Origin of the sequence: Azomonas macrocytogenes, assembly GCF_014191985.1 — a bacterium.
Taxonomy (GTDB): Bacteria; Pseudomonadota; Gammaproteobacteria; order Pseudomonadales; family Pseudomonadaceae; genus Azomonas; species Azomonas macrocytogenes.
Genome location: NZ_JACHXI010000026.1, coordinates 1 through 22,364, shown reverse-complemented (window position 1 = coordinate 22,364; position 22,364 = coordinate 1). Strand labels below are relative to the sequence as shown.

19 protein-coding genes and 1 pseudogene are annotated in these 22,364 nt (G+C 55.1%); 8 read left to right on the top strand and 12 right to left on the bottom strand.

Annotated elements, in window-relative coordinates; translation table 11 throughout:
• Positions 1–19 precede the first annotated feature (19 nt).
• The 9 genes from purH to FHR87_RS17220 form a co-directional block, all read right to left on the bottom strand.
• The gene (gene purH / locus FHR87_RS17260; RefSeq protein ID WP_183167997.1) at positions 20–1,627 is read right to left on the bottom strand and encodes a bifunctional phosphoribosylaminoimidazolecarboxamide formyltransferase/IMP cyclohydrolase; all 1,608 of its coding nucleotides are present in this window, start codon (positions 1,625–1,627) and stop codon (positions 20–22) included.
• A gap of 90 nt (positions 1,628–1,717) precedes the next feature.
• The gene (fis, locus tag FHR87_RS17255) at positions 1,718–2,029 is read right to left on the bottom strand and encodes a DNA-binding transcriptional regulator Fis (RefSeq protein ID WP_183167996.1); all 312 of its coding nucleotides are present in this window, start codon (positions 2,027–2,029) and stop codon (positions 1,718–1,720) included.
• A gap of 2 nt (positions 2,030–2,031) precedes the next feature.
• Positions 2,032–3,045 carry a tRNA dihydrouridine synthase DusB gene (gene dusB, locus FHR87_RS17250; protein ID WP_183167994.1) on the bottom strand — a complete coding sequence of 338 codons (1,014 nt, stop codon included), beginning with the start codon at positions 3,043–3,045 and terminating at the stop codon, positions 2,032–2,034.
• A gap of 190 nt (positions 3,046–3,235) precedes the next feature.
• Entirely contained in the window at positions 3,236–4,519 is a 1,284-nt protein-coding gene (locus tag FHR87_RS17245; protein ID WP_275944094.1) for a zinc-ribbon and DUF3426 domain-containing protein, read from the bottom strand.
• Positions 4,520–4,562: 43 nt separating this feature from the next.
• A complete protein-coding gene (gene prmA, locus FHR87_RS17240; protein WP_183167991.1) occupies positions 4,563–5,471 on the bottom strand; it encodes a 50S ribosomal protein L11 methyltransferase in 909 nt (302 codons plus the stop codon).
• Between the two features lie 91 nt (positions 5,472–5,562).
• Positions 5,563–6,906: an acetyl-CoA carboxylase biotin carboxylase subunit gene (accC, locus tag FHR87_RS17235; protein ID WP_183167989.1), complete on the bottom strand. Its 1,344-nt coding sequence runs from the start codon at positions 6,904–6,906 to the stop codon at positions 5,563–5,565.
• Positions 6,907–6,924: 18 nt separating this feature from the next.
• A complete protein-coding gene (gene accB, locus FHR87_RS17230; RefSeq protein ID WP_183167987.1) occupies positions 6,925–7,383 on the bottom strand; it encodes an acetyl-CoA carboxylase biotin carboxyl carrier protein in 459 nt (152 codons plus the stop codon).
• An 85-nt stretch (positions 7,384–7,468) separates the two neighbouring features.
• Positions 7,469–7,912, bottom strand: coding sequence for a type II 3-dehydroquinate dehydratase (gene aroQ / locus FHR87_RS17225; protein WP_183167986.1), 444 nt, complete (start codon positions 7,910–7,912; stop codon positions 7,469–7,471).
• Positions 7,913–8,043: 131 nt separating this feature from the next.
• On the bottom strand, positions 8,044–9,807 hold the full coding sequence (locus tag FHR87_RS17220; protein WP_183167984.1) for a protein-disulfide reductase DsbD: 1,764 nt from the start codon (positions 9,805–9,807) through the stop codon (positions 8,044–8,046).
• A gap of 141 nt (positions 9,808–9,948) precedes the next feature.
• Between FHR87_RS17220 and FHR87_RS17215 the strand changes: the two genes are divergently transcribed.
• Entirely contained in the window at positions 9,949–10,836 is an 888-nt protein-coding gene (locus FHR87_RS17215) for a ChaN family lipoprotein (protein WP_183167982.1), read from the top strand.
• A 288-nt stretch (positions 10,837–11,124) separates the two neighbouring features.
• Here the strand turns inward: FHR87_RS17215 and FHR87_RS17210 are convergent, their stop codons facing one another.
• The gene (locus FHR87_RS17210; protein ID WP_183167980.1) at positions 11,125–12,687 is read right to left on the bottom strand and encodes an AAA family ATPase; all 1,563 of its coding nucleotides are present in this window, start codon (positions 12,685–12,687) and stop codon (positions 11,125–11,127) included.
• Between the two features lie 324 nt (positions 12,688–13,011).
• Between FHR87_RS17210 and mrcB the strand changes: the two genes are divergently transcribed.
• From mrcB to FHR87_RS17195, 3 genes are read left to right on the top strand one after another with little or no spacing between them, the layout of a single operon-like run.
• Positions 13,012–15,318 carry a penicillin-binding protein 1B gene (gene mrcB, locus FHR87_RS17205; RefSeq protein ID WP_338021270.1) on the top strand — a complete coding sequence of 769 codons (2,307 nt, stop codon included), beginning with the start codon at positions 13,012–13,014 and terminating at the stop codon, positions 15,316–15,318.
• A gap of 31 nt (positions 15,319–15,349) precedes the next feature.
• Positions 15,350–16,114: a tetratricopeptide repeat protein gene (locus tag FHR87_RS17200; protein ID WP_183168009.1), complete on the top strand. Its 765-nt coding sequence runs from the start codon at positions 15,350–15,352 to the stop codon at positions 16,112–16,114.
• Positions 16,115–16,120: 6 nt separating this feature from the next.
• Positions 16,121–16,450 carry a YqcC family protein gene (locus FHR87_RS17195; RefSeq protein ID WP_183167979.1) on the top strand — a complete coding sequence of 110 codons (330 nt, stop codon included), beginning with the start codon at positions 16,121–16,123 and terminating at the stop codon, positions 16,448–16,450.
• Positions 16,451–16,459: 9 nt separating this feature from the next.
• On the opposite strand, the gene FHR87_RS17190 is transcribed toward FHR87_RS17195, so the two are convergent.
• On the bottom strand, positions 16,460–16,903 hold the full coding sequence (locus tag FHR87_RS17190; RefSeq protein WP_183167978.1) for a DUF4124 domain-containing protein: 444 nt from the start codon (positions 16,901–16,903) through the stop codon (positions 16,460–16,462).
• Positions 16,904–17,309: 406 nt separating this feature from the next.
• Between FHR87_RS17190 and FHR87_RS17185 the strand changes: the two genes are divergently transcribed.
• The 4 genes from FHR87_RS17185 to pssA all read left to right on the top strand — a co-directional run bounded on the left by FHR87_RS17185 (position 17,310) and on the right by pssA (position 21,549).
• Positions 17,310–19,031: an acetolactate synthase 3 large subunit gene (locus tag FHR87_RS17185; protein WP_183167977.1), complete on the top strand. Its 1,722-nt coding sequence runs from the start codon at positions 17,310–17,312 to the stop codon at positions 19,029–19,031.
• Between the two features lie 2 nt (positions 19,032–19,033).
• Positions 19,034–19,525 carry an acetolactate synthase small subunit gene (gene ilvN, locus FHR87_RS17180; protein ID WP_183167975.1) on the top strand — a complete coding sequence of 164 codons (492 nt, stop codon included), beginning with the start codon at positions 19,034–19,036 and terminating at the stop codon, positions 19,523–19,525.
• 40 nt (positions 19,526–19,565) lie between these two features.
• Entirely contained in the window at positions 19,566–20,582 is a 1,017-nt protein-coding gene (ilvC, locus tag FHR87_RS17175) for a ketol-acid reductoisomerase (protein WP_183167974.1), read from the top strand.
• Between the two features lie 148 nt (positions 20,583–20,730).
• Positions 20,731–21,549 (top strand): CDP-diacylglycerol--serine O-phosphatidyltransferase, encoded by an 819-nt coding sequence (pssA, locus tag FHR87_RS17170; protein WP_183167973.1) that lies wholly within the window; start codon positions 20,731–20,733, stop codon positions 21,547–21,549.
• A 137-nt stretch (positions 21,550–21,686) separates the two neighbouring features.
• On the opposite strand, the pseudogene FHR87_RS17165 reads toward pssA, so the two are convergent.
• Positions 21,687–22,085, bottom strand: a pseudogene (locus FHR87_RS17165) (hypothetical protein); the annotation flags it as partial.
• Between the last annotated feature and the right edge of the window lie 279 nt (positions 22,086–22,364).

Sequence of the window (22,364 nt, the reverse complement as noted above, 5' to 3'; positions counted from 1 at the left end):
AATCATCCACCACAATGGATCAGTGACGGAAATGACGCATGCCGGTGAATACCATGGCCATTCCGGCTTCGTCGGCTGCGGCGATGACTTCGGTGTCCCGCATCGAACCGCCTGGCTGGATTACTGCTGTGATACCGGCCTTGGCGGCGTTGTCGATGCCGTCGCGGAAGGGGAAGAAAGCATCGGAAGCCATGACTGCGCCCTTGACTTGCAGGCCTGCATGTTCGGCCTTGATTGCCGCAATACGGGCCGAGTTCACTCGGCTCATCTGTCCGGCGCCGACCCCTATGGTTTGCCGCTGGCTGGCATAGACGATGGCGTTGGATTTAACGAACTTGGCCACTTTCCAGGCGAAGACCAGGTCATTGATTTCCTGTTGTGTCGGTGTACGTTGAGTCACGACCTTGAGGTCGGCTTCGGTAAGCATGCCAATGTCACGGCTCTGCACCAGAAGGCCGCCGTTTACCCGTTTGAAATCCCAGCCGGCGGTTCGCTCGGCAGCCCATTCGCCACATTCGAGCAGACGCACGTTCGCCTTGGAGGCCACTGCTTCACGAGCAGCCTTGGAAATTCGTGGCGCGATGATGACTTCGACAAACTGTCGTTCAACGATGGCTTTGGCGGTTTCGCCGTCCAGCTCGCGGTTGAAGGCGATAATCCCGCCGAAAGCGGATTCGCTATCGGTCGCGTAGGCCAGGTCGTAGGCTTTACGGATACCACCTTCGTTTTCCGGTACTACGGCAACGCCACAGGGGTTGGCGTGCTTGACGATTACGCAGGCTGGCTTGACGAAGCTCTTGACGCACTCCAGCGCGGCATCGGTGTCGGCCACGTTGTTGTACGAAAGCTCCTTGCCCTGTAGCTGCACGGCAGTGGCAATACCTGCTTCCGCTGGCTTGGCTTCTATATAGAAGGCAGCGCTTTGGTGAGGGTTTTCGCCATAGCGCATGTCTTGTGCCTTGGTGAACTGGCTATTGAAGGTGCGCGGAAATAGGTTGCGATCTGAAGTCGACAGGATTTCAGCTTGCTGATCGATGGTGCCCAGGTAGTTGGCGATCATTCCATCGTAGGCTGCAGTGTGTTCGAAGGCTTTCAAGGCCAGATCAAAGCGCTGGGCGTAAGTCAGGCCACCTGCCTTGAGCGATTCGACAATGCCGCTGTAGTCAGAGGTATTGACGACGATTGCGACATCCTGGTGATTTTTTGCGGCACTACGCACCATGGTCGGGCCGCCAATATCGATGTTTTCGATGGCCTCGGCCAGGCTGCAATCCGGCTTGGCTACGGTAGCGGCAAAGGGATAAAGATTGACTGCCACCAAGTCGATCGGTGCGATGCCATGTTCGGCCATTACGGCGCCGTCCTTGTCACGTCGTCCCAGAATGCCGCCATGGATCTTTGGATGCAGTGTTTTCACCCGCCCGTCCATCATTTCCGGGAAGCCGGTATGGTCGGCTACCTCGATAGCGTCGATACCGCTTTCGCGCAGTAGCTTGAAGGTACCTCCGGTGGAAAGAATTTCTACGCCCAGCACGGCAAGTTCACGGGCAAATTCAAGGATGCCGGTCTTGTCTGAAACGCTGATCAGCGCGCGACGAATGGGGAGGCGGGTGAGTTGATCGGTCATATCGGGTCCATCGAGATTCAAGGTATCGCTGAAAATGAGAATTCGAGATCGAATCGGGAATTTCGTCGCATTCTCTGCTTTCAGCGGTGTTCAGAGCAGGTCGTATTGCTTGAGTTTCTTGCGCAGCGTGCCACGGTTCAGGCCCAGCAATTCGGAGGCTTTCGTCTGGTTGCCTTTGACGTAGTCCATTACCGTTTCCAGCAAGGGTGCCTCGATCTCGGATAACACCATGTTGTAGATATCCGTGACTTCAGCCCCTTCCAGATGGGCAAAGTAGTTCCGTAGTGCCTGTTCGACGCAGTAGCGCAAAGGCTGGCCCGCCTCGCTAGACGCGTTCAGGTGTTGCTTGAGATCGGCATTCTCACTCACAGATGCTGTTCCAGTTATTAAGGTTTCGGTCATCTTTATGCTGCCTGCCCCTTGCCGCTTTCTGTCAGGGAGTCGAATCGGCGTGTGTCGAAAAAGGCTCGTATGCTGTTGGTTTGTTCATCCATATCAACCAGGCCATTGAAATGGGTACGGAATTCGCGCGCGCCGGCAAGCGTTGCGAGATACCAAGCGACATGTTTGCGGGCAATACGGACACCCATTTCCTCGCCATAGAACCTGTACAGCTCGGCCAGGTGTGCCAGTAGGATCTGCTCTACCTCGTCTGAAGAGGGTGAAGCTAGCAGTTCGCCGGTATCCAGGTAGTGCTTGATTTCGCGGAAGATCCAGGGCCTGCCTTGGGCAGCGCGGCCTATCAGCAATGCGTCTGCACCGGTCTGCTGCAATACCTGCTGGGCCTTCTGCGGCGAGTCGATGTCGCCATTGGCGAAAACCGGGATCGAAACGGCTTGCTTGACTTCGGCAATGGTGTCGTATTCGGCGGTGCCACTGAACAGGTCTGCACGAGTACGGCCATGAATGGCCAGGGCTGTAACTCCGGCTTGTTCGGCAATCTTCGCGATGCTCAGGGCATTTCTGTCCTGTCGGTTCCAGCCGGTTCGTATTTTCAGGGTTACCGGTACGTTCACTGCCGCCACTACTGCCTCAAGGATGTCGGCCACCAGGCGCTCATCCTTCATCAGAGCCGAGCCTGCGGCTTTGCTGCAGACCTTTTTCGCTGGGCAACCCATGTTGATGTCGATGATCTGTGCACCCAGTTCCACATTGAGTCTGGCCGATTCGGCAAGCATGCGCGGTTCGTTGCCGGCAATCTGTACTGAGCGAGGCTCTGGATCTTCCGTATGAGGCAAGCGTAGTCGGGATTTGCGGCTGTTCCATAGACGAATATCGCTGGTAATCATTTCCGATACGGCCATTCCCGCGCCGAGTTTCATGCATAGCCGGCGGAAAGGTTGATCGGTCACGCCGGCCATGGGCGCGAGAATCAGTCTGTTGGAAAGAGTATAGGGTCCGATACATACCGCTGACATGGCGATTCCCTGTTCTGGGCCTGCTTGTAAGGTAGATCGGGTCTGCAAAAAAGGCTGGGAATAATACTCGCTCTGCATGAATGGATAAAGTTTGTTTCATATGCAATTCTGGCTCTGGCCCGTGTGCCTGGACTCGTCCTGTCCCACGGATCTGGCCGGATTTCCTGTCTTGCCGAGCCTTTTTGTCGCATTACTCGGGAGGAAGGAAATTCAGGCTGTAGTTCACTGCGTTTTCACCCGGATCGAGTACGTCCAGACGAATATGGATGGGCGTCTGGGGTGGCATTTTGGCCTGGTTGGTCAATTCACCGCTCAGGTATTCACTCGGATGGTAGCGTCGGCTGGCTATTGGTTGGGAATTGATATCGGCAAATCGCAGTTCCAGCGTCGGGAACGGTTGGGCGAAAGTCGCCCGGTTGTAGAGGATGGCGTCTGCTATCAGGGCTCCTTTGAAATCGGGGTGGCGACGGATGACCAGATTACTGCTCTTGATCTGAGAGATATCGATTTTGATCGGTAGCTGGCAGTCGAACCATGGACAGATTTTTTCAAACCAGGGTCGAAGCTCTCCCATTCGCGCCAATTCGTCGAAATGACGGAAGACATATTGGCCGCCAATGGCCAGTGCCAGAACAAGCGACAGCATGGTCCAGGCGAACCAGTGCCGGCGGGGTTTCCTGCGTGGTTGCCGTTGTCTTGGGATGCGTTCTTCTTCGATATACAGGGCGGCGAGGCGCTCGGCAGCGGAGTTTTCCGGCTTTTCCTTCAACGCTTTCAATTGGGGTAAAGCCGGTTCGTCGAGTGCGCTAATGGGGGGATCCGGCCTTTCGGATTGCGGTTTCGTGTTTATTTCCGGTGTCTTCCTGGCAACCAGCAGAGAATTTCCGGGTTTGCCTACGGTATTCGAGGAAAGCGTTGCTGCAGCACTGGCGATCGTTGAAAGATCCGGTTCCTGGCGGTTGTCTCTGTTCTGATGAGGCTTTTCTGCAGGCGGATTTTCGGCAAAGGGTTTGGCTGGAGTCGTCCGGGCTTCGGCCCAGCATTCATCGAACGGATTGATCTCCTTGGCATCGGCTGTGAATGGCTTTTCTGTGCGATTCGCTTGCTTGTGCTCGTGGGTTTGATAGGAGGGGCGATGTTCTTCCTGAATCAGCTTCGATAGCGCTTGATCAAGATCGAGCTTTTCCAGATCAAGGCCGTTTAGATTCAGATCATCGTGGACCCAAAGTTCATCGGGCTCTTCAGTTCGAGTGTGTTCCTGTTCCGCGCTAAGCGGCGCAGCAGAGGTTGGCAGTGTTGTGTCCGATTCGCTCGCCGCCTTGCCATGTTCAATATGGTCAGGCGAATGGGTCTGGGCATTGAAGATCGTCATGCATGCGCCACAGCGGACCAGACCTCGCGCCATGGTCAGTTGGGTTTGGTTTACGTGAAACCGGGTGCGACATTTCGGGCATTGGGTGATGAGAGATGTCATGCGATCAAGAGGTAAGCCGGCCTGGTCTGGCGCATAGTCTAGCTTATGCATGACAGGTTACGGTGGGTACCTGATCACGACGAATGCCATCGATACGTACCCAGCCGTCCTTGCTGGTGGTGGGCAGCAGTTCAAAGTCGATGCTGTAGGCCTGGCGTACTTCTTCGGCCTGCTCGGCGAGGATTCCGGACAAGGCGAGCAGGCCGCCAGGCTTGACGAGATCGGTAATCTGCCGGGCGAGTTGTACCAGCGGGCCGGCGAGAATATTGGCTACCACGACATCAGCCGGTTGGCGATCCAGGTGTTCAGGCAGATACAGTTCGAAGCGTTCCACCTGGATGTCGTTGCGCAGAGCATTGTCGCGAGAAGCTTGTAGCGCCTGTGGATCTATGTCGGTGCCGATGGCTTGTTCGGCACCAAGCAGCAAGGCAGCAATGGCCAGGATTCCGGAGCCGCAGCCAAAATCCAGGACGCGCAGTCCCGAGAGATCCTGGCCGTCGAGCCATTCCAGGCAGAGTGCGGTGGTGGGGTGGGTTCCGGTCCCGAAAGCAAGGCCGGGATCAAGGCGCAGGTTTACTGCTGTCGGTGCCGGTGCCTCATGCCAGCTGGGAACGATCCATAACCGCTTGCCGAAGCGCATTGGCTGGAAGTCATCCATCCAACTGCGTTCCCAGTCCTGGTCATCAATCCGTTCCAGGTGGTACTCAGGAAGCTTGCCGGCACTCAGTAGCTGTAAATGAGAGACAAGGGCGCTTTCATCGGTATCTGCGTCGAAAAGTGCCAGCAAATGAGTATTCGTCCATAGCGGGGTGGTACCCAGGTCCGGTTCGAAGATCGGCTGATCCTGCGCATCCATGTAGGTGACGGAAATGGCACCCATGTCGAGCAGCAGGTCTTCATGGATTTCCGCCTGATCTGGAGTGATGGCGAGACGGAGCTGGAGCCAGGGCATGGAGAACCTCGTAAGGAAATCGGTTCGGGATGAAAGATATACGAAATATTCAATGAAAAAAGCCGCCCGGAGGCGGCTTTTCGGGAGAGGCTTATTTCATCCCCAGTTTATGCTCTAGGTAGTGGATATTCACACCACCTTTGCAGAAGCTTTCGTCCCGGACGAGATCCCGGTGGAGGGGAACGTTGGTCTTGATGCCATCCACGACAATTTCATCCAGAGCATTGCGCATCCGTGCCAGCGCTTCGTCGCGGCTGCTGCCATAGGTAATCAGCTTACCGATCAGCGAGTCATAGTTCGGTGGTACCGAATAGCCGCTGTATAGATGCGAGTCAACGCGTACGCCGTTGCCGCCAGGTGCGTGGAAATGGGAGACTTTTCCAGGGCAGGGGAGGAAGGTCTTTGGATCCTCGGCGTTGATCCGACATTCCAGGGCATGACCGCGAATGACTACATCCTGCTGTTTGATGGACAGCTTTTCGCCGCTGGCGATGCGTAGCATTTCCTTGACAATATCGATGCCTGTCACCATTTCAGTCACAGGGTGCTCGACCTGTACGCGGGTATTCATCTCGATGAAGTAGAAATGACCATCTTCATAGAGAAACTCGAAGGTGCCGGCGCCACGGTAGCCGATTTCGACACAGGCATCGACGCAGCGTTGCAGTACTTCGGCGCGGGCTTTTTCGTCGATAAAAGGAGCTGGCGCTTCTTCCAGCACTTTCTGGTGCCGCCGTTGCAGCGAGCAGTCGCGATCACCCAGGTGAATGGCATTGCCCTGGCCGTCGGAGAGCACCTGAACCTCGACATGGCGTGGGTTGCCGAGGAATTTTTCCAGATAGACCATGGAGTTGCCAAAAGCTGCACCGGCTTCGGTGCGTGTCAGCTTGGCCGACTTGATCAGGTCTTCTTCCTTGTGGACGACGCGCATGCCGCGTCCACCGCCACCACCTGCTGCCTTGATGATGACGGGATAGCCGACCTCGCGAGCGATGGCCAGGGCTTCGCTCTCGTCTTCTGGTAGTGGTCCGTCGGAACCGGGTACGGTGGGTACGCCGGCTTTTTTCATGGCGTCCTTGGCGGAAACCTTGTCACCCATCAGGCGAATGACGTCAGCAGTCGGGCCAACAAAGGTGAAGCCGGATTTTTCCACCTGCTCGGCAAAGTCGGCGTTTTCCGCCAGAAAGCCGTAGCCGGGATGGATGGCCGTTGCGCCGGTCACTTCCGCTGCGGCGATGATGGACGGGATGTGCAGGTAGGAGTTAGTGGCTTGGGCCGGGCCGATGCAGACGGATTCGTCGGCCAGAGCCAGGTGCATGAGCTCGCGGTCCGCAGTGGAATGCACCGCTACGGTCTTGATGCCCAACTCCTTGCAGGCACGCAGGATCCGCAGGGCAATTTCGCCGCGGTTGGCGATCAGTACTTTTTCCAACATCGCTGGCTTCTCCGCGGATCAGACAATGGTGAACAGCGGCTGGTCGAATTCGACCGGCTGACCATTCTCCACGAGTATGGACTCGATGGTGCCGCTGATTTCGGCTTCGATGTGATTCATCATCTTCATGGCTTCGACGATGCAGAGGATGTCGCCTTTCTTCACGCTCTTGCCGGCCTCGATGAAGGGCGCGGAGGTCGGAGATGCAGCGCGGTAGAAGGTGCCGACCATGGGCGAATGAACCACTGTGCCGTTCAGTTTTGGCTGGGGCGGAGTTGCTGCCTCGGCGGCGACGGGTGCGGCGGCTGGTGCAGCCACAGGTGCCGGCATGGATTGGGCATAGAACGGTTGCGGTATGGCGGCTTGTTTACTGTGTCGGCTGATGCGTACGGATTCTTCGCCTTCGTGAATTTCGAGCTCGTCTATACCGGACTCTTCCAGCAGTTCGATGAGTTTCTTGACTTTGCGGATATCCATGAGGCAGTAGTTCTCGGAAGTAAGTTGACGTTTATTGTTGCCGCAGCAAAAGCGGGCCCGGGCCTGTCGACCAGGCACAGACGTTTCACGAGGCGGCGAGTTGTTCCAGTGCGGCGTCCAGGGCCAGTCGGTAACCGCTGGCTCCAAGACCGCAGATCACGCCAACCGCCACATCGGAAAAGTAGGAGTGATGGCGGAAAGGCTCTCGCTTGTGCACGTTCGAAAGGTGCACTTCGATAAATGGGATGTTCACGGCCAGAAGAGCATCGCGCAGTGCGACACTGGTATGGGTGAAGGCTGCCGGATTAATCAGAATGAAGTTCACATCTTCATTGCGGGCCGCGTGGATTCGTTCTATCAATTCATGCTCGGCGTTGGATTGTAGGTAGGACAATTCATGACCAGTTGCACGTGCCCGTAGTTCCAGATCCTGATTGATTTCCGGCAGGGTTATGGCGCCATAGACACTCGGTTCGCGAGTGCCCAGCAGATTGAGGTTCGGGCCGTGCAATACAAGAAGCTTGGCCATGGAGGATCCTTGTTGTTTTGCCCTGAATATGGCTACCAAAAATTAGTTCGCGAATATGCCCCATGCGACCGGTGAATGTCCAGTCGTTGTGTGATCGCGACAGATAGCCGCCGGTTGGCTGGAGATACGCTCTAGAGCAGTGGTTGCGCCGTGGTCAGGTGTTGTTCGAAATCGGCTGTGTCGATTTCTCCGACGATCCGTAATTCTGTCGATTCTTTGCCGCTGTGGTCGAAAAACAGCAAGGCAGGAGGGCCGAACAACCCAAAGTGATCGAGCAAGGTACGTTGCGCTGAGTTGCTTTCGGTGATGTCGAAGCGAACGAGTCGATAGCGCGCCAGTAGTGGTGTGATGCGCGGGTTTTCGAGAACCTCTCTTTCGATCACTTTGCAACTGATGCACCAGTCAGCGTACCAATCCAGCAGGAGTGGCTGGCCAGTTGCGCTGGCTGCAGCCAGTTGCGCTTCTAGCTCGACAGGGGAGTCGACCGTCTGCCAGGTTCGCCGCTCTTCGGTCGCTACGCCATTGCGTGGCAGTGGTCGCAATGGGTCGGAAGCGCCCTGTAGCGCGCCAATCCAGGCTGCCATGGCATACACCAGCAAGGCCAGACCAAGCAGCTGGGCGAGCTTCTGGCCGGTGGATTTCGAAGTGAATTCCAGGGTTCCAAGAAATACGGCCGTACCGCCTGCCAGCAACCCCCAAAGTACTAGAGTCAGCGGGCCAGCAAGTATTCGCTCGAGCATCCAGACTGCAACGCCTAGCAGAAGCACGCCGAATATATGGCGGACCGTAACCATCCAGGCGCCGGTTTTGGGCAGTAAGGCGTTGCCTCCTGTGGCGAATACGATCAATGGCATGCCCATGCCAAGGCCCAGGGTAAAGAGCTGAAATCCACCGCCCAGTGCATCACCGCTACTGCTGATGTACAGCAGCGCACCGGCAAGGGGCGCCGAGACACAGGGCGATACCAGGAGGCTGGACAATGCTCCCAGCAGTGCCGCTCCGGTAAAGGAGCCGCCTTTGGTCTTGCCGGCCAGGCGATCCAATGGTGTGCTAATGAAGTGCGGCAGGCGCAACTCGAAGAGACCGAACATTGCCAGGGCAAAGGCGACGAAAAACAGCGAGAAAGGCACTAGTATCCAGGGCGACTGTAAGCGTGCCTGCAGATTGAGCTCGGCACCGAAGATCCCCATCAGTACGCCAAGCAGGGCAAATACCGCAGCCATGGGCAAGACATAGGCAAGTGCCAGTAGCAAGCTACGTATTCCACCGCTTTGCTCGCGTAGTACTACGCCGGAAAGAATCGGTAGCATCGGTAGTACGCAAGGGGTAAAGGCTAGCCCCAGGCCAGCCAGGAAAAATAGCGACAGGGCATGCCAGGAAAGCTTCGAAGCGGCCGTGCCGTGACTTGAAGAGGGGTTGCTGTCGGATGGAATGAGTTTGCCAATGGCGATGGATTCGGTCTCGGGCGGATAGCAAAGCCCTTGATCGGCACACCCTTGATAGGTGACTTGCAGGGTGAACGGAAGGTTGTGCGGATTTTCCAGTGGCAAGTCGATATCGAGTACGCCGCGATATATCTCGACCGCGCCGAAATATTCATCGGTTTTCTTCTGGCCTTCCGGTAGTTGCGCTTCACCCAAGGCTATATTTTCGTTCACGACCTTGAACTGGAAGCGGTGGCGATAAAGGTAATAGCCGTCGGCGGCAATAATCTGCAGGCGTAACTGTTCTGGCTTTTCTTCTATCAGATTCAGCTGGAATGCCTGGCGCACGGGAAGAAAATCCGCACTGTTGTTAAGCGGCGAGCCGAGCTCCGAGCTCGGCTTGCTGTCGAACAGGCCGGCGCTGGCGGGCAAGGTGATCACAAAAAGCAGCAGGATCAGCAAGCAGCGCATAACTAACTCGTGAATTAATGAAGGCGCCATGATAACCAAGCTGGAAATCCGCTGCTTGGTTCGAAACGTATGACTAAAAGGCCAGTTCGCCATGATGGCCGACGCTCGTCATTTGGAAATAGCGTTCGGCAAGGAATTTCTATGCGTATTGTATTGTTCGTTCTCGCCATTCTATTGACGGCTTGTCACTCTCTGCCACCGTTACCGCCTTGGCAAAGTCCTGGGCAACGAGAGCATGAGAACGTGGGGCAGATCATTGATCTGCATACGGGAGCAGTTCTGGCACCTGCTCAACTGATCGATCGGCTCGCCGCTTCCAGCCGGGTTCTAGTGGGCGAGCGGCACGACAATCCCGACCACCATGCTTTGCAATTATGGCTTTTGCAGGCGTTGGCCGAGCAGCGTGGGCAAGGCAGCGTATTGCTGGAAATGCTGACTCCCGACCAGCAACAAAGGGTCAGGCAGGTTCAGGCGGCCTATGCTCGTGGCAATCCACCTGCCGATCTGAAGAAAGCCCTGGGTTGGCAACCGGGGTGGGACTGGGATCTTTACGGACCACTGGTAAGTTACCTGCTCAGGCAGCCATATCCGGTGCTGGCTGCAAATCTCGACCGTAGTGAAATCGCTTCGGTTTATCGACTCGTAGAACCTCTCAAAGGTCAGTTGTCTTCGGCGCCAGCAGTGCAAGAGAAGCTGATGGCCAGAATTCGCGAGGCTCACTGCAATTTGCTGCCGGAAAACCAGCTCCCGGCAATGCTGGCGATCCAGCAACAGCGAGATCGCCGTATAGCCGAACGTTTATTGGCTGCACCAGGGCCTGCGCTTTTGCTGGCCGGCGCTTACCATGTTCGCCGCGATCTGGGCGTACCTCTGCACTTGCAGGATCTTGGAGGAAAAGATGCTGTCGTTCTGATGTTGGCCGAAGCGGGAAGCAAGGTACAGGCGGCGCAAGCGGATTTCGTCTGGTACACGGCAGCCATGCCACAGCAGCGAGAGCCATGCGAACGTTTGAAGGAGCGTATCCGGTAGGTTGGTCAGTAAGCGACAGACAAAAAAAGACCCGGCAGAGCCGGGTCAAAAACCGTGATTAGCCTTGATGAGGAGATAACCTGAAACCTACTACCCGTGCTTCAGTTTACCGGCTGATCTCGCGACCAGGTGAGATGAATAATAAGCGTTCTCATTTGAGAGTCAATACCCTGTGCCGGTTTTTTTTGAGTCAGCGACCTTTTCTGGATGACTGAGCGACTCTTAAGCTGCGCAGGAAGTGAGTCGGGGCTGGACTGGCCGGCCCCGTAGTGACAATGGCCAGACTCATCAGAGGCCGGAAAGATGTTGGCGCAGCTTATTTACGAGGTTGTCGTAACTGGCCGGGATGTGGGTATCAACGCGTAGGCTGTGTGTCAGCTCCTCGGTTGTGAGAGGCTCCTGGCTGGCTTGCTGGGCTCGAATGACTGCTTCGGTAGCGTCCGATGGATCGCTACCTTCCGCCTGGCGTTCGGCCAGCCACTCGAGGATCAGCTCCATCGGTGCCTGGCAATCGAGAATCAGAAAAGGTACTCCGGTAGCTTCAGCTACTGAACGAGCTGACTGACGTTGGACCTGTTTAATGTAGGTTGCATCCAGAACCACGGAAAAACCGGCTTGCAGCACGGTTTCAGCCAGTTCGTTCAAACGTTTATAGGTCGCTTCGCTGGATTGTTTGTCGTAGATGCCGGTATCGAGTTGCTGGCCATCCGCTTTTTTCTGAGTGCCGAACAATCGTTTGCGTTCTACATCCGAGCGTAGGCGAATCGCTCCTAGCGCTTCTACCAGGCAAAGTGAGACCGAACTCTTGCCGACAGCGGAAAATCCATGGGTGATGGCCAGTACGCGGTATGGAACGGTGCTGTAGCTTTCCGCCAGGTCGGCATAGCTGCGATATTGACGTAAAACTGCCTGGCGCTCGTCGTCGTCTTGTTCCTGATGCAGCCGAAACAGGTTGACCTTGGCCCGAACCAGCGCGCGATAGGCCTTGTATAAGTTCATCAAGTGCAGGGCGCCATAATCACCCGTCCGTTCCAGCCAGCCGTTGATGAAGCGGTGGGATTGGGGCTGCATCCCACGGTCTTCAAGATCCATGGCCAGAAAAGCCGCATCCGAGGCGATGTCGATCATGCGGAAGGGTTCGTTGAATTCGATGCAATCGAACAGCACAACCTTGCCGTCGATCAGGGTTGCGTTGCCTAGGTGCAGGTCTCCGTGGCACTCGCGGATCAGGCCTTGCTGGCAACGTTGTTCGAGCATCGGTTCGAGGCGCGAGATGCTGGTCTCGGTCCAGGCTTCGAGCGCATCCAGTTGCGCCAGATCTGCTGTTTCCTGCAGCAAGGGGCGTATCTGTTCGAAGTTCTGCCGCATGGGGGCGACGATGGCCTGCGCGCTGTTCAGCGGGTGCTCGCTCGCAAGCGCCGGAGTCTGCAGGTGAAAGTGGGCAATTTGTTCCGCCAGGGCATCGATATGCCCGTTATTCAGCTCACCTCGGGCCTGGATGTGCTCCAGCAACTGGGATTGCGGGAATTCCTGCATCTTGAGCAGGTATTCGATAGGCTCGCCCGCTCCTGAGAGTTGCGGAGCATCGGGCGTGCCGGTTACCGGTAGCACTTCCAGATAGAGCTCGGGTGCCATGCGCTGGTTCAGCTTCAGTTCCTGCTCGCAAAAATGCTTGCGCGCAGCCAGCGTGGTGAAATCGAGAAAGCCGAAATTGACCGGTTTTTTCATTTTGTAAGCGTGGTGGCCGGTCAGTATTACCCAGGAAATGTGGGTTTCGATGATCCGCACCTGATCTACCGGATGTGGGTAGACGGCGGGATTTCGTAAGGCATCGATCAAAGCTTGGCTCACGGTCATTCCTTGCAAGAATTGGTTGAGCGGGTCGTGTGAGTGCGTCGCAACACTGTTCACACAGTAGATAAGCTCGGCATTATGGTCATTGCGCAAGGCTCTGCAAACCATCGCCAGGCGCCTGTTCATAATGGTAAGCACGTATAATGCGTCGCCGTGAAAAGGTCTTGCGAGCATGTCTGTCTGGTGTCAGGGCTGCGGGTCTCTTCTTAAATGATGGAAAAGTACTTGCTCGTATATTTTTCATGTTGGTATCGCGGCACTATTGGGCGCGACCGAGGTCTTTTTGCGGCTGTTCAGCTGTAACCTTGAGGGAGATTCCTGGTGACAAGCCGCAAGCGTTCGAACCCCCGAACCAGCTATATCCGTAATGTATTGGGCTGGCTCATCAAATTGTCCTTGGTTGGTCTGGTTGTGTTGGCAGGTTTCGCCGTCTACTTCGATTCCATCATTCAGGAAAAATTTTCTGGCCGCCGCTGGACTATTCCCGCCAAGGTTTACGCGCGGCCGCTAGAACTCTTTGCTGGCCAGAAGCTGACCCAGCGGGATTTCCTGGCCGAGCTGGATGCGCTTGGCTATCGCCGCCAAGGCAAGGTTAGTGGCCCTGGAGAAATCTCGGTGGCCAGCAACAGAGTCGAACTGAATACTCGTGGCTTCCAGTTTTTTGATGGTGCTGAGCCGGCTCGGCGGTTACAGGTACGATTTTCCGGCGATTCCGTTGCCGGTTTGAGCAGTGCTGCCGATAGTAATCTCGCCGTGGCACGTCTTGAGCCGATGATGATCGGTGGCATCTATCCGGCCCACAACGAGGATCGCATCCTGATCCGGCTAGATCAGGCGCCGCCCCATCTGGTCGATACGCTGGTGGCAGTGGAGGATCGTGATTTCTTCGAGCATTTTGGCGTATCACCCAAATCGATCCTGCGGGCGCTATGGGTCAATGCATCGTCGGGAAGGTTGGTACAGGGTGGCAGCACTTTGACCCAGCAATTGGTCAAGAATTTCTACCTGACCAACGAACGCAGTCTTACCCGTAAAGCAACTGAAGCCATGATGGCGGTGTTGCTGGAACTGCATTACGACAAGCAGGAAATACTCGAAAGCTATCTCAACGAGGTGTTTCTCGGCCAGGACGGTAACCGGGCCATCCATGGTTTCGGGTTGGCAAGCCAGTATTTTTTCAATGTTCCGCTCAATGAGCTGAAGCTTCACCAAGTCGCGTTGCTGGTCGGCATGGTGAAGGGACCTACTTATTACAACCCGCGTCGCTATCCTGAGCGGGCCTTGCAGCGGCGCAACCTGATTCTGGATCTTCTTGCCGAACTGCAGGTCGTGAGTCCGGAAGTGGCGGCCAAGGCCAAGGAGCAACCGCTGGGTGTTACTCAGAGCGGTACCTTGGCTAATACTTCATTCCCGGCATTCACTGATCTGGTGAAAAGGCAGTTGCGCGAAGATTATCGGGAAGAGGATCTTACCGAGGAAGGGTTGCGAGTATTCACCAGCTTCGATCCGATTCTCCAACTGAAGGCCGAGAAAGCCATGAGCGAAACGCTCAAGCGTTTCGATGGTCGTGCCGGTTCCGCACAGGTTGAAGGCTCGATGGTGGTGACCAATCCCGAGACCGGCGAGGTATTGGCCATGCTGGGTGGGCGCGAGCCAGGTTATGCCGGTTTCAATCGTGCCCTGGATGCGGTTCGGCCGATTGGTTCGCTGATCAAGCCAGCCATCTACCTGACCGCTCTGGAGCGTCCTGCTTCGTATACCCTGACTTCCGTACTGGCCGATGAGCCGTTTTCGGTCAAGGGAGTGGATGGCAAGATCTGGAAGCCACAAAACTACGATCACAAGATTCATGGCAGTGTCTATCTTTATCAGGCGCTAGCGCATTCCTATAACCTTTCCACAGCCAGGCTCGGCCTCGAAATAGGTGTGCCTGCGGTCCTCAAGACGTTGCAGCGACTGGGGATCGAACGCGACTGGCCGGCCTATCCCTCGATACTCCTGGGAGCTGGCGCGCTTACCCCTGTAGAAGTAGCCGGTATGTACCAGACGCTTGCCAACGGCGGTTTCAATACGCCGCTGCGCGGTATTCGCAGTGTGCTGACTGCGGATGGCGAGCCGCTCAAACGCTATCCTTTCCAGATCCAGCAGCGTTTCGATGCCGGAGCCATCTACCTGACGCAATACGCCATGCAGCGCGTGATGTACGAAGGAACTGGGCGTTCCGCCTACAATAAGCTACCCAAATCCCTCGGGCTGGCCGGCAAGACCGGGACGACCAATGATTCCCGCGATAGCTGGTTTGCCGGCTTCACGCAGGATTTGCTGGCGGTCGTCTGGCTTGGCCGGGACGATAATGGCAAAACCTCTCTGACCGGTGCTACCGGTGCGCTGCAGGTCTGGAGTGATTTTATGTATCGCGCGAGCCCATTGCCGCTGGATATGCCGGAGCCGGGCAATATTGGGCACACTTGGATCGATGCCAATAGCGGGCTTGGCACCGAAGCCAATTGCCCCGGAGCTGTGCAAATGCCCTATATTCGTGGCAGTGAACCTACGCCTGGGCCAGGCTGTGGGCCGCAGGCTCCACCCGGACAGGTTATGGACTGGGTTCGTGGCTGGTTACAGTGAATTGGTTCTGGATTTTTTAGAGGTCGCGCAAGTGAACAAGCAGTGGGTGACGTTATTGACAGGGATAGTGCTGTTGCATGGATGCGCGACAGTCAACAAGGATGCTATTCCCGTAATAGATTCCGGGTCCCCTGTTTCCGAAGGTTCGGGGCGCGGGCCTGCTGCTACGAGGACGAATATGGCATCTGCTACCCAGCAACAGCAGCAGGCTCCGGCAGCACAAGCACAGTCGACAACCACTCCAGAGGATTCAGGTGTTGTAGTCATGGTTCCACAGGCCAGTTCAGTGCCCTTGCAGACTTTTCCTGCACCCGACTCCAGTGCGATTTCCACGGCTCCACCAATAACTATGGCGCCTGTTACTCCGGATAATACCAATGTGCCGCAGAATATCCCGCAGCCAAGTGTGCCTACCGGTATCCCTCCAACTACCACGTCCAGTAACCGTTCTTCAGGTACGCTTGCCGCCGATGAGCAATTGGATGGCCCGGTGCTGGCATTACTCACCACTGCTCAGCGGCAGCAGGGTGGTGGCGATCTGAACGGCGCCGCTTCGAGCCTGGAGCGGGCACAGCGAATTGCACCTCGCGAACCGCAGGTGCTCTATCGCTTGGCCCAAGTTCGCCTGGATCAGGGCGATGCTGCCCAGGCCGAACAGCTTTCCCGGCGTGCACTGAGTTATTCTGCTGGTCGTCCTGCATTGCAGGCCAATCTATGGGAACTGATTGCCAAGGCTCGGGAAAAACAGGGCGATGCCGCTGGTGCCGCCCAGGCTCGACAGCGAGCTGGAGGATGATAGCGAATGGATGCACGGGTTCCTGAAATCGCCGAGCAATTACTACTGATAGAACGTGAGTTGCGCGTGCAGCAGTTATGGAGTAATTCGCAGCCAACTGCCGAGGCGCTCTCCAGCCAGGAGCCTTTCTGTATCGATACGCTACTTTTCGAAGAGTGGCTGCAGTGGGTCTTTCTGCCAAAAATGAAATTCATTCTTGAGAACGACGTACCACTACCTCTTGCATCCGGAATTCGGACCATGGCTGAAACCGTCTATAGCGGGAGCTTGAATGAACTACGAAATCTTCTGGATGTTCTGGAACGTTTTGATCGTTTGATCCAGGGGGAGACATAGCCGACGTTTCTACTGGCAGTTCTCGGTTATCCGCTTTTCGCTTTCGCTCATGCGGGTCTGTCTTTCTTCTTCAGTAATCCGTCGGACCTTGCCTTCTTCTTCGATATGAATCCGAGGATTGATCTTCATTTGTGCGAGATCGGTCCGCAGCTTCGTACAATACTCCTTACGCTCGGCCTCCTCGGCAATGACTCGGTTTTTGACTTGCCGATCAATGGCCCTCTGTGGGTCAGCTTGACTGCTTGGTGCCTGTTCCTTGGGCGGCATTAGGGGGATTGCATGGTGGGGCATGGCCGAGCCGGTGCTGACGGTTTCAGCTGTCTGTCCGGCAGGGGGGGGAGCGCCGAAATATGTAATTCCCTGGGCATCTACCCATTTGTAGATGTGGGCGGCCATGGCATCTGGGTTGAAGAAGAGAAGCAGAAAACTGCCTGCCAGTTTCACCGATCGCATGCTGTCGTAATCTCCGGTTAGCAGCCTGCGTCAACTATAACCAAAAGCCAGGCGGGAGCAGTCGCCGAATCTTGCTATCGATAACTGTTGCTTAACAAAAGCAGAGTGGGCTTGACTTGGAGGAGGGGAAACCGAACAATTCCTGGCTTGCTGACCGGTTCGGTACACATCACTGTGCCACCCGCAGATCAATAGGTGCTCACCCGCGCCGACCTGTTCTACCCGCAACGCGTTACCTCGCGCAGGGAGGGATGTCCCGCAACCATTTGGGGTACTCCCAATACTCGTTCAGTCAGTAGCTGACGTAGTCGGCGACCACCCGTCGCTCATGCTCTGCCTGGCCAGTAAACCTACCTAGACGCTCCCAGTATGGAGCGATCCACTAGCGTTTCTGAGGTGAATTTAAGTGGAACTTTTATCCGGCGCTGAAATGGTTGTTCGCTTTCTGCGTGACGAGGGCGTGAAATATATTTATGGGTACCCAGGTGGTGCCTTGTTGCATATCTACGATGCCTTATTCAAGGAAAAGGCGGTCACGCATATCCTGGTGCGTCATGAACAGGCGGCCACTCATATGGCCGACGGCTACGCTCGGACTACCGGCAAGCCTGGCGTTGTCATGGTGACTTCCGGGCCTGGCGCGACCAATGCCATCACCGGTATTGCTACTGCCTATATGGATTCGATCCCTATGGTGATCATTTCCGGCCAGGTACCCAGCAACATGGTCGGTACGGACGCCTTTCAGGAAACCGACATGCTCGGAGTTTCCAGGCCGATCGTGAAGCATAGCTTCATGATCAAGAATCCGCAGGAAATTCCGGAGGTAATGAAAAAAGCCTTTTTCCTGGCTCAGTCTGGTCGACCTGGGCCGGTCGTGGTGGATATTCCGAAGGATATGACGAATCCGGCCGAGAAATATGAATACGTCTATCCCAGAAAAGCCAAACTGCGTTCCTATAGTCCGGCTGTTCGCGGGCATTCCGGACAGATTCGCAAGGCTGCTGAGCTACTGCTTGCAGCTAAACGCCCAATCCTTTATGCCGGTGGTGGTGTAATTCTGGGCGGAGCTGCTGCTCAGTTGACCGGGCTGGCCAAACAGCTTGATATACCAGTAACCAATACTCTGATGGGACTTGGCGCTTATCCGGGGAGCGACCGTCGCTTCCTTGGCATGCTCGGCATGCATGGCAGCTACGTTGCTAATGTTGCGATGCACCATGCCGATGTGATTCTGGCTGTTGGCGCACGCTTTGACGATCGAGTCGTGAACGGTCCGGCAAAATTCTGTCCGAATGCCAAAGTTATCCATATCGATATCGACCCTGCTTCGATTTCCAAGACGATCAAGGCGGATATCCCCATTGTCGGTCCGGTCGATAGTGTACTGACCGAAATGCTCTCCATCCTCAATGAGCAGGGTGAGCGACCGGTGGACACCTTGGCTGGCTGGTGGAAGCAGATCGAGGAATGGCGGGGTACTCGTGGCCTGTTCCCCTACGAAAAAGGGGATGGTTCGATCATCAAGCCGCAAACGGTAATCGAGACGCTTTATGAAGTGACGAAAGGGGATGCCTACGTTGCGTCGGATGTTGGACAGCACCAGATGTTCGCCGCGCAGTATTACAGGTTCGACAAACCCAATCGCTGGGTGAACTCAGGTGGCCTGGGCACCATGGGTTTTGGTTTCCCGGCAGCCATGGGTATCAAGCTCAACTTTCCCGAAGCTGACGTAGCGTGTGTTACCGGTGAAGGAAGTATTCAGATGAACATTCAGGAAATGTCCACCTGTCTGCAGTACGACCTGCCAGTGAAGATCGTCAATCTCAATAACGGTGTGCTGGGAATGGTTCGCCAGTGGCAGGATATGCTGTACAACAGCCGCCATTCGCATTCCTACATGGAGTCGCTACCGGATTTCGTCAAGCTGGCTGAAGCTTATGGCCACATAGGTATCCGCATTACCGAATTGAAGGATCTTCGTCCAAAAATGGAAGAAGCCTTTGCTCTCAAGGATCGCTTGGTGTTCCTGGATATTGCTGTCGACTCCAGCGAGCATGTCTACCCCATGCAGATCAGAGACGGCGCAATGCGCGATATGTGGCTGAGCAAGACGGAGCGGACCTGAGCATGAGACACATCATTTCCCTGCTAATGGAAAACGAACCGGGTGCTCTGTCTCGTGTAGTCGGCCTATTCTCTCAGCGCAACTACAATATCGAGAGTCTGACCGTAGCTCCAACCGAGGATCCGACACTCTCTCGGTTGACGCTGACCACTATCGGTCACGGTGAGATGATCGAGCAGATCACCAAGAACCTCAACAAACTGATTGAGGTTGTCAAGCTGGTCGATCTGTCCGAAAGCGCGCATATCGAGCGTGAGTTACTGCTCATCAAAGTCAAGGCCACCGGCGCTCAACGTGCCGAGGTCAAGCGCACCACCGACATCTTCCGAGGACAAATCGTCGATGTCACCAGTAGTGTGTATACCATCCAGCTTGCCGGTACTAGCGATAAACTGGACAGCTTCATTCAGGCTATTGGTGCGGGTTCCGTCATGGAGGTCGTACGAAGCGGCGTTACCGGAATTTCCCGGGGCGACAAGGTCCTGAGCATCTGATCAAGATCGGCCTTCATGGGCCAGGTACAAAGGTAAAATCATGAAAGTTTACTACGACAAAGACTGCGACCTTTCCATCATCCAAGGCAAGAAGGTTGCCATCATTGGCTATGGTTCCCAAGGGCATGCTCACGCCTGCAACCTGAAGGATTCCGGTGTCGACGTTGTTGTCGGTCTGCGCTCCGGATCTTCTTCTGTCGCCAAGGCCGAAGCCCATGGCCTGAAGGTTAGCGAGGTGTCTGCCGCCGTCGCCGCTGCCGATGTAGTGATGATTTTGACTCCGGACGAATTTCAAGGTCGCTTGTACAAGGACGAGATCGAACCAAACCTGAAGAAAGGCGCTACTCTGGCTTTTGCCCACGGCTTTTCGATCCACTACAACCAACTTGTGCCACGTGCCGATCTTGATGTAGTCATGATTGCGCCGAAGGCACCAGGCCATACTGTGCGTTCCGAGTTCGTCAAAGGTGGCGGCATTCCTGACTTGATCGCTATTCAGCAAGATGCTTCCGGTAACGCCAAGAATCTTGCTTTGTCCTACGCCTGTGGTGTGGGTGGTGGTCGCTCGGGTATCATCGAAACCACTTTTAAAGATGAGACAGAAACCGATCTTTTCGGCGAGCAAGCTGTTCTTTGTGGTGGTTGTGTCGAATTGGTGAAGGCTGGATTCGAGACGCTGGTTGAGGCAGGTTATGCGCCGGAAATGGCTTACTTCGAATGCTTGCATGAATTGAAGTTGATCGTAGACCTCATGTACGAAGGCGGTATCGCCAATATGAACTACTCGATCTCTAACAATGCCGAGTATGGTGAGTATGTCACCGGACCGGAAGTAATCAATGCCGAGTCCCGTGCGGCGATGCGTAATGCACTCAAGCGTATCCAGAACGGCGAATATGCAAAAATGTTCATCACCGAAGGTGCTGGCAATTATCCGTCCATGACGGCTTATCGTCGTAATAATGCTGCCCATCCGATCGAGCAGGTCGGTGAGCACCTGCGTGGAATGATGCCGTGGATTTCCGCTAATAAAATCGTCGATAAATCCAAGAACTGATAGTTTGCTGGTTTGAAAGAAACGCGGCTTCGGGCCGCGTTTCTTATTTGCAGCGATTGCTTCCGGCACAGGCCAAGCCTATTCATTTCTTCGAACCCTGCTTAGGCTGCCCGGTCAAAAATCTCAAGTTTGCAGCAAGGTGTCATTCATGAGCGAAAATCCAGAAGAGTCCGATAAGAATTCCACTTTCATTGAGGATGGCTTGTTGCCTATTGATGAGCATGTTGAAGAGGAGCAGGACAACGAAGGGCGGAAAGTTCGCCATAAGGGGATATACCTCCTGCCGAATCTGTTTACTACAGCTAACTTATTCGCCGGATTCTATTCCATTGTCAATTCGATGAATGGAAATCTCTATGTCGCTGCAGCGGCTGTTTTTGTCGCGATGGTGCTTGACGGTCTGGATGGACGCGTTGCTCGCCTTACCAATACGCAAAGTGCTTTTGGTGCTGAATATGACTCATTGTCCGATATGGTTGCCTTTGGTGTGGCTCCCGCATTGCTGGCATTTGAATGGGCACTGGGTAGTCTAGGTAAAGTGGGCTGGATGGTTGCCTTCATCTATGTTGCTGGAGCTGCGCTACGTCTGGCTCGCTTCAATACACAAGTTGGCAAGGCAGACAGACGTTATTTTATCGGTCTTGCCAGCCCTGCGGCGGCGGGAGTGGTAGCGGGTACGGTCTGGGCATTCAGCGATTTTGGAATTCAAGGATCGAACATGGCTTTTGTCGTTGCAATTCTGGTGGCTGCAGCTGGAATGCTGATGGTCAGTAATATCAAATACTACAGCTTCAAGGATTTGGATCTAAAAGGACGTGTGCCTTTTGTAGCAATTTTGGTTGTGGTGTTGATCTTCGCTGTAGTATTCAGCGACCCACCTCGTGTGCTTTTGTTGATTTTTCTTGCCTATGCTGTATCTGGGCCCGTGCAGTCCTTGCATCGTTCTCGTCGTCAGAAAGCTGTTTAAGCAGTATTTTCCTGTTTATTGCGGTGGTTAAGTCGAGATTACTGTAGTGCTTGTATTTATATCCATCCTATCTCATTCATCGGTTTGGTCCATGCATGGGGATCAACCGTGTCATGTGATGGCGCTACCTTCTTAGTCAGGATCTGCTGCGCCCGTACACTGCGAACGTTCGCCTTGTCATGGCCGGCAATGCGCGCATCGCACTCGGCCAGCCGTTCACGCACCTGCTGTCAGTGGCCGGACAGCGCATCGAGCAGATCGCCTAGCATCGCCGGCAGCAGGCCGCGCAGCCGGTTACTGATGGCCAGGGCTTCGACCTTGTAGCCCTCTCGTACCCGGTGCCAGGACAGTCGTGCTTGCTGCTCGACCATCTTCATCGCCACCACCGTACCCTCCGGAAACTACGCCAGCCAGACCACGAATGTGACCCGCTGCAAGTCCTTGTGCTGACGAACTCGCCCACCAACGTCCAGCTCGAAGATCGAGAATATCTGCTTGGCCAGGTCCACACCCATCGTGTTGGTTATAGTGTCCATCGGAGACCTCCCCTTCGTTTGATTGTGCTGTCGAAACTCAATCATGGCACTTTAATGCCGAGCGGCTACGCCGCTGAAGTGAGAAGTCTCCTTTTTACTCATAGCTGTTGAGGTGGACTCAGAAGTTTCTATGATAAGTTCGCATTAGACGATTTTTTGTATTAAATTAACTTAAATCAATGGCTTATGTTGTTTTTAAGGGTGGTTTGGCGTGTCGGAAAGGTTATGGTTGTTTTAATAGCTTGACGGTAGTTTGAGATGCTGTATTATGCGCCTCCC

Excerpts from the sequence above, each read along its gene's own strand:
- purH (WP_183167997.1), bottom strand. The coding sequence starts at position 1,627 with ATGACCGATCAACTCACCCGCCTCCCCATTCGTCGCGCGCTGATCAGC.
- fis (WP_183167996.1), bottom strand. The coding sequence starts at position 2,029 with ATGACCGAAACCTTAATAACTGGAACAGCATCTGTGAGTGAGAATGCC.
- dusB (WP_183167994.1), bottom strand. The coding sequence starts at position 3,045 with ATGTCAGCGGTATGTATCGGACCCTATACTCTTTCCAACAGACTGATT.
- FHR87_RS17245 (WP_275944094.1), bottom strand. The coding sequence starts at position 4,519 with ATGACATCTCTCATCACCCAATGCCCGAAATGTCGCACCCGGTTTCAC.
- prmA (WP_183167991.1), bottom strand. The coding sequence starts at position 5,471 with ATGCCCTGGCTCCAGCTCCGTCTCGCCATCACTCCAGATCAGGCGGAA.
- accC (WP_183167989.1), bottom strand. The coding sequence starts at position 6,906 with ATGTTGGAAAAAGTACTGATCGCCAACCGCGGCGAAATTGCCCTGCGG.
- accB (WP_183167987.1), bottom strand. The coding sequence starts at position 7,383 with ATGGATATCCGCAAAGTCAAGAAACTCATCGAACTGCTGGAAGAGTCC.
- aroQ (WP_183167986.1), bottom strand. The coding sequence starts at position 7,912 with ATGGCCAAGCTTCTTGTATTGCACGGCCCGAACCTCAATCTGCTGGGC.
- FHR87_RS17220 (WP_183167984.1), bottom strand. The coding sequence starts at position 9,807 with ATGCGCTGCTTGCTGATCCTGCTGCTTTTTGTGATCACCTTGCCCGCC.
- FHR87_RS17215 (WP_183167982.1), top strand. The coding sequence starts at position 9,949 with ATGCGTATTGTATTGTTCGTTCTCGCCATTCTATTGACGGCTTGTCAC.
- FHR87_RS17195 (WP_183167979.1), top strand. The coding sequence starts at position 16,121 with ATGGATGCACGGGTTCCTGAAATCGCCGAGCAATTACTACTGATAGAA.
- FHR87_RS17190 (WP_183167978.1), bottom strand. The coding sequence starts at position 16,903 with ATGCGATCGGTGAAACTGGCAGGCAGTTTTCTGCTTCTCTTCTTCAAC.
- ilvN (WP_183167975.1), top strand. The coding sequence starts at position 19,034 with ATGAGACACATCATTTCCCTGCTAATGGAAAACGAACCGGGTGCTCTG.
- ilvC (WP_183167974.1), top strand. The coding sequence starts at position 19,566 with ATGAAAGTTTACTACGACAAAGACTGCGACCTTTCCATCATCCAAGGC.
- pssA (WP_183167973.1), top strand. The coding sequence starts at position 20,731 with ATGAGCGAAAATCCAGAAGAGTCCGATAAGAATTCCACTTTCATTGAG.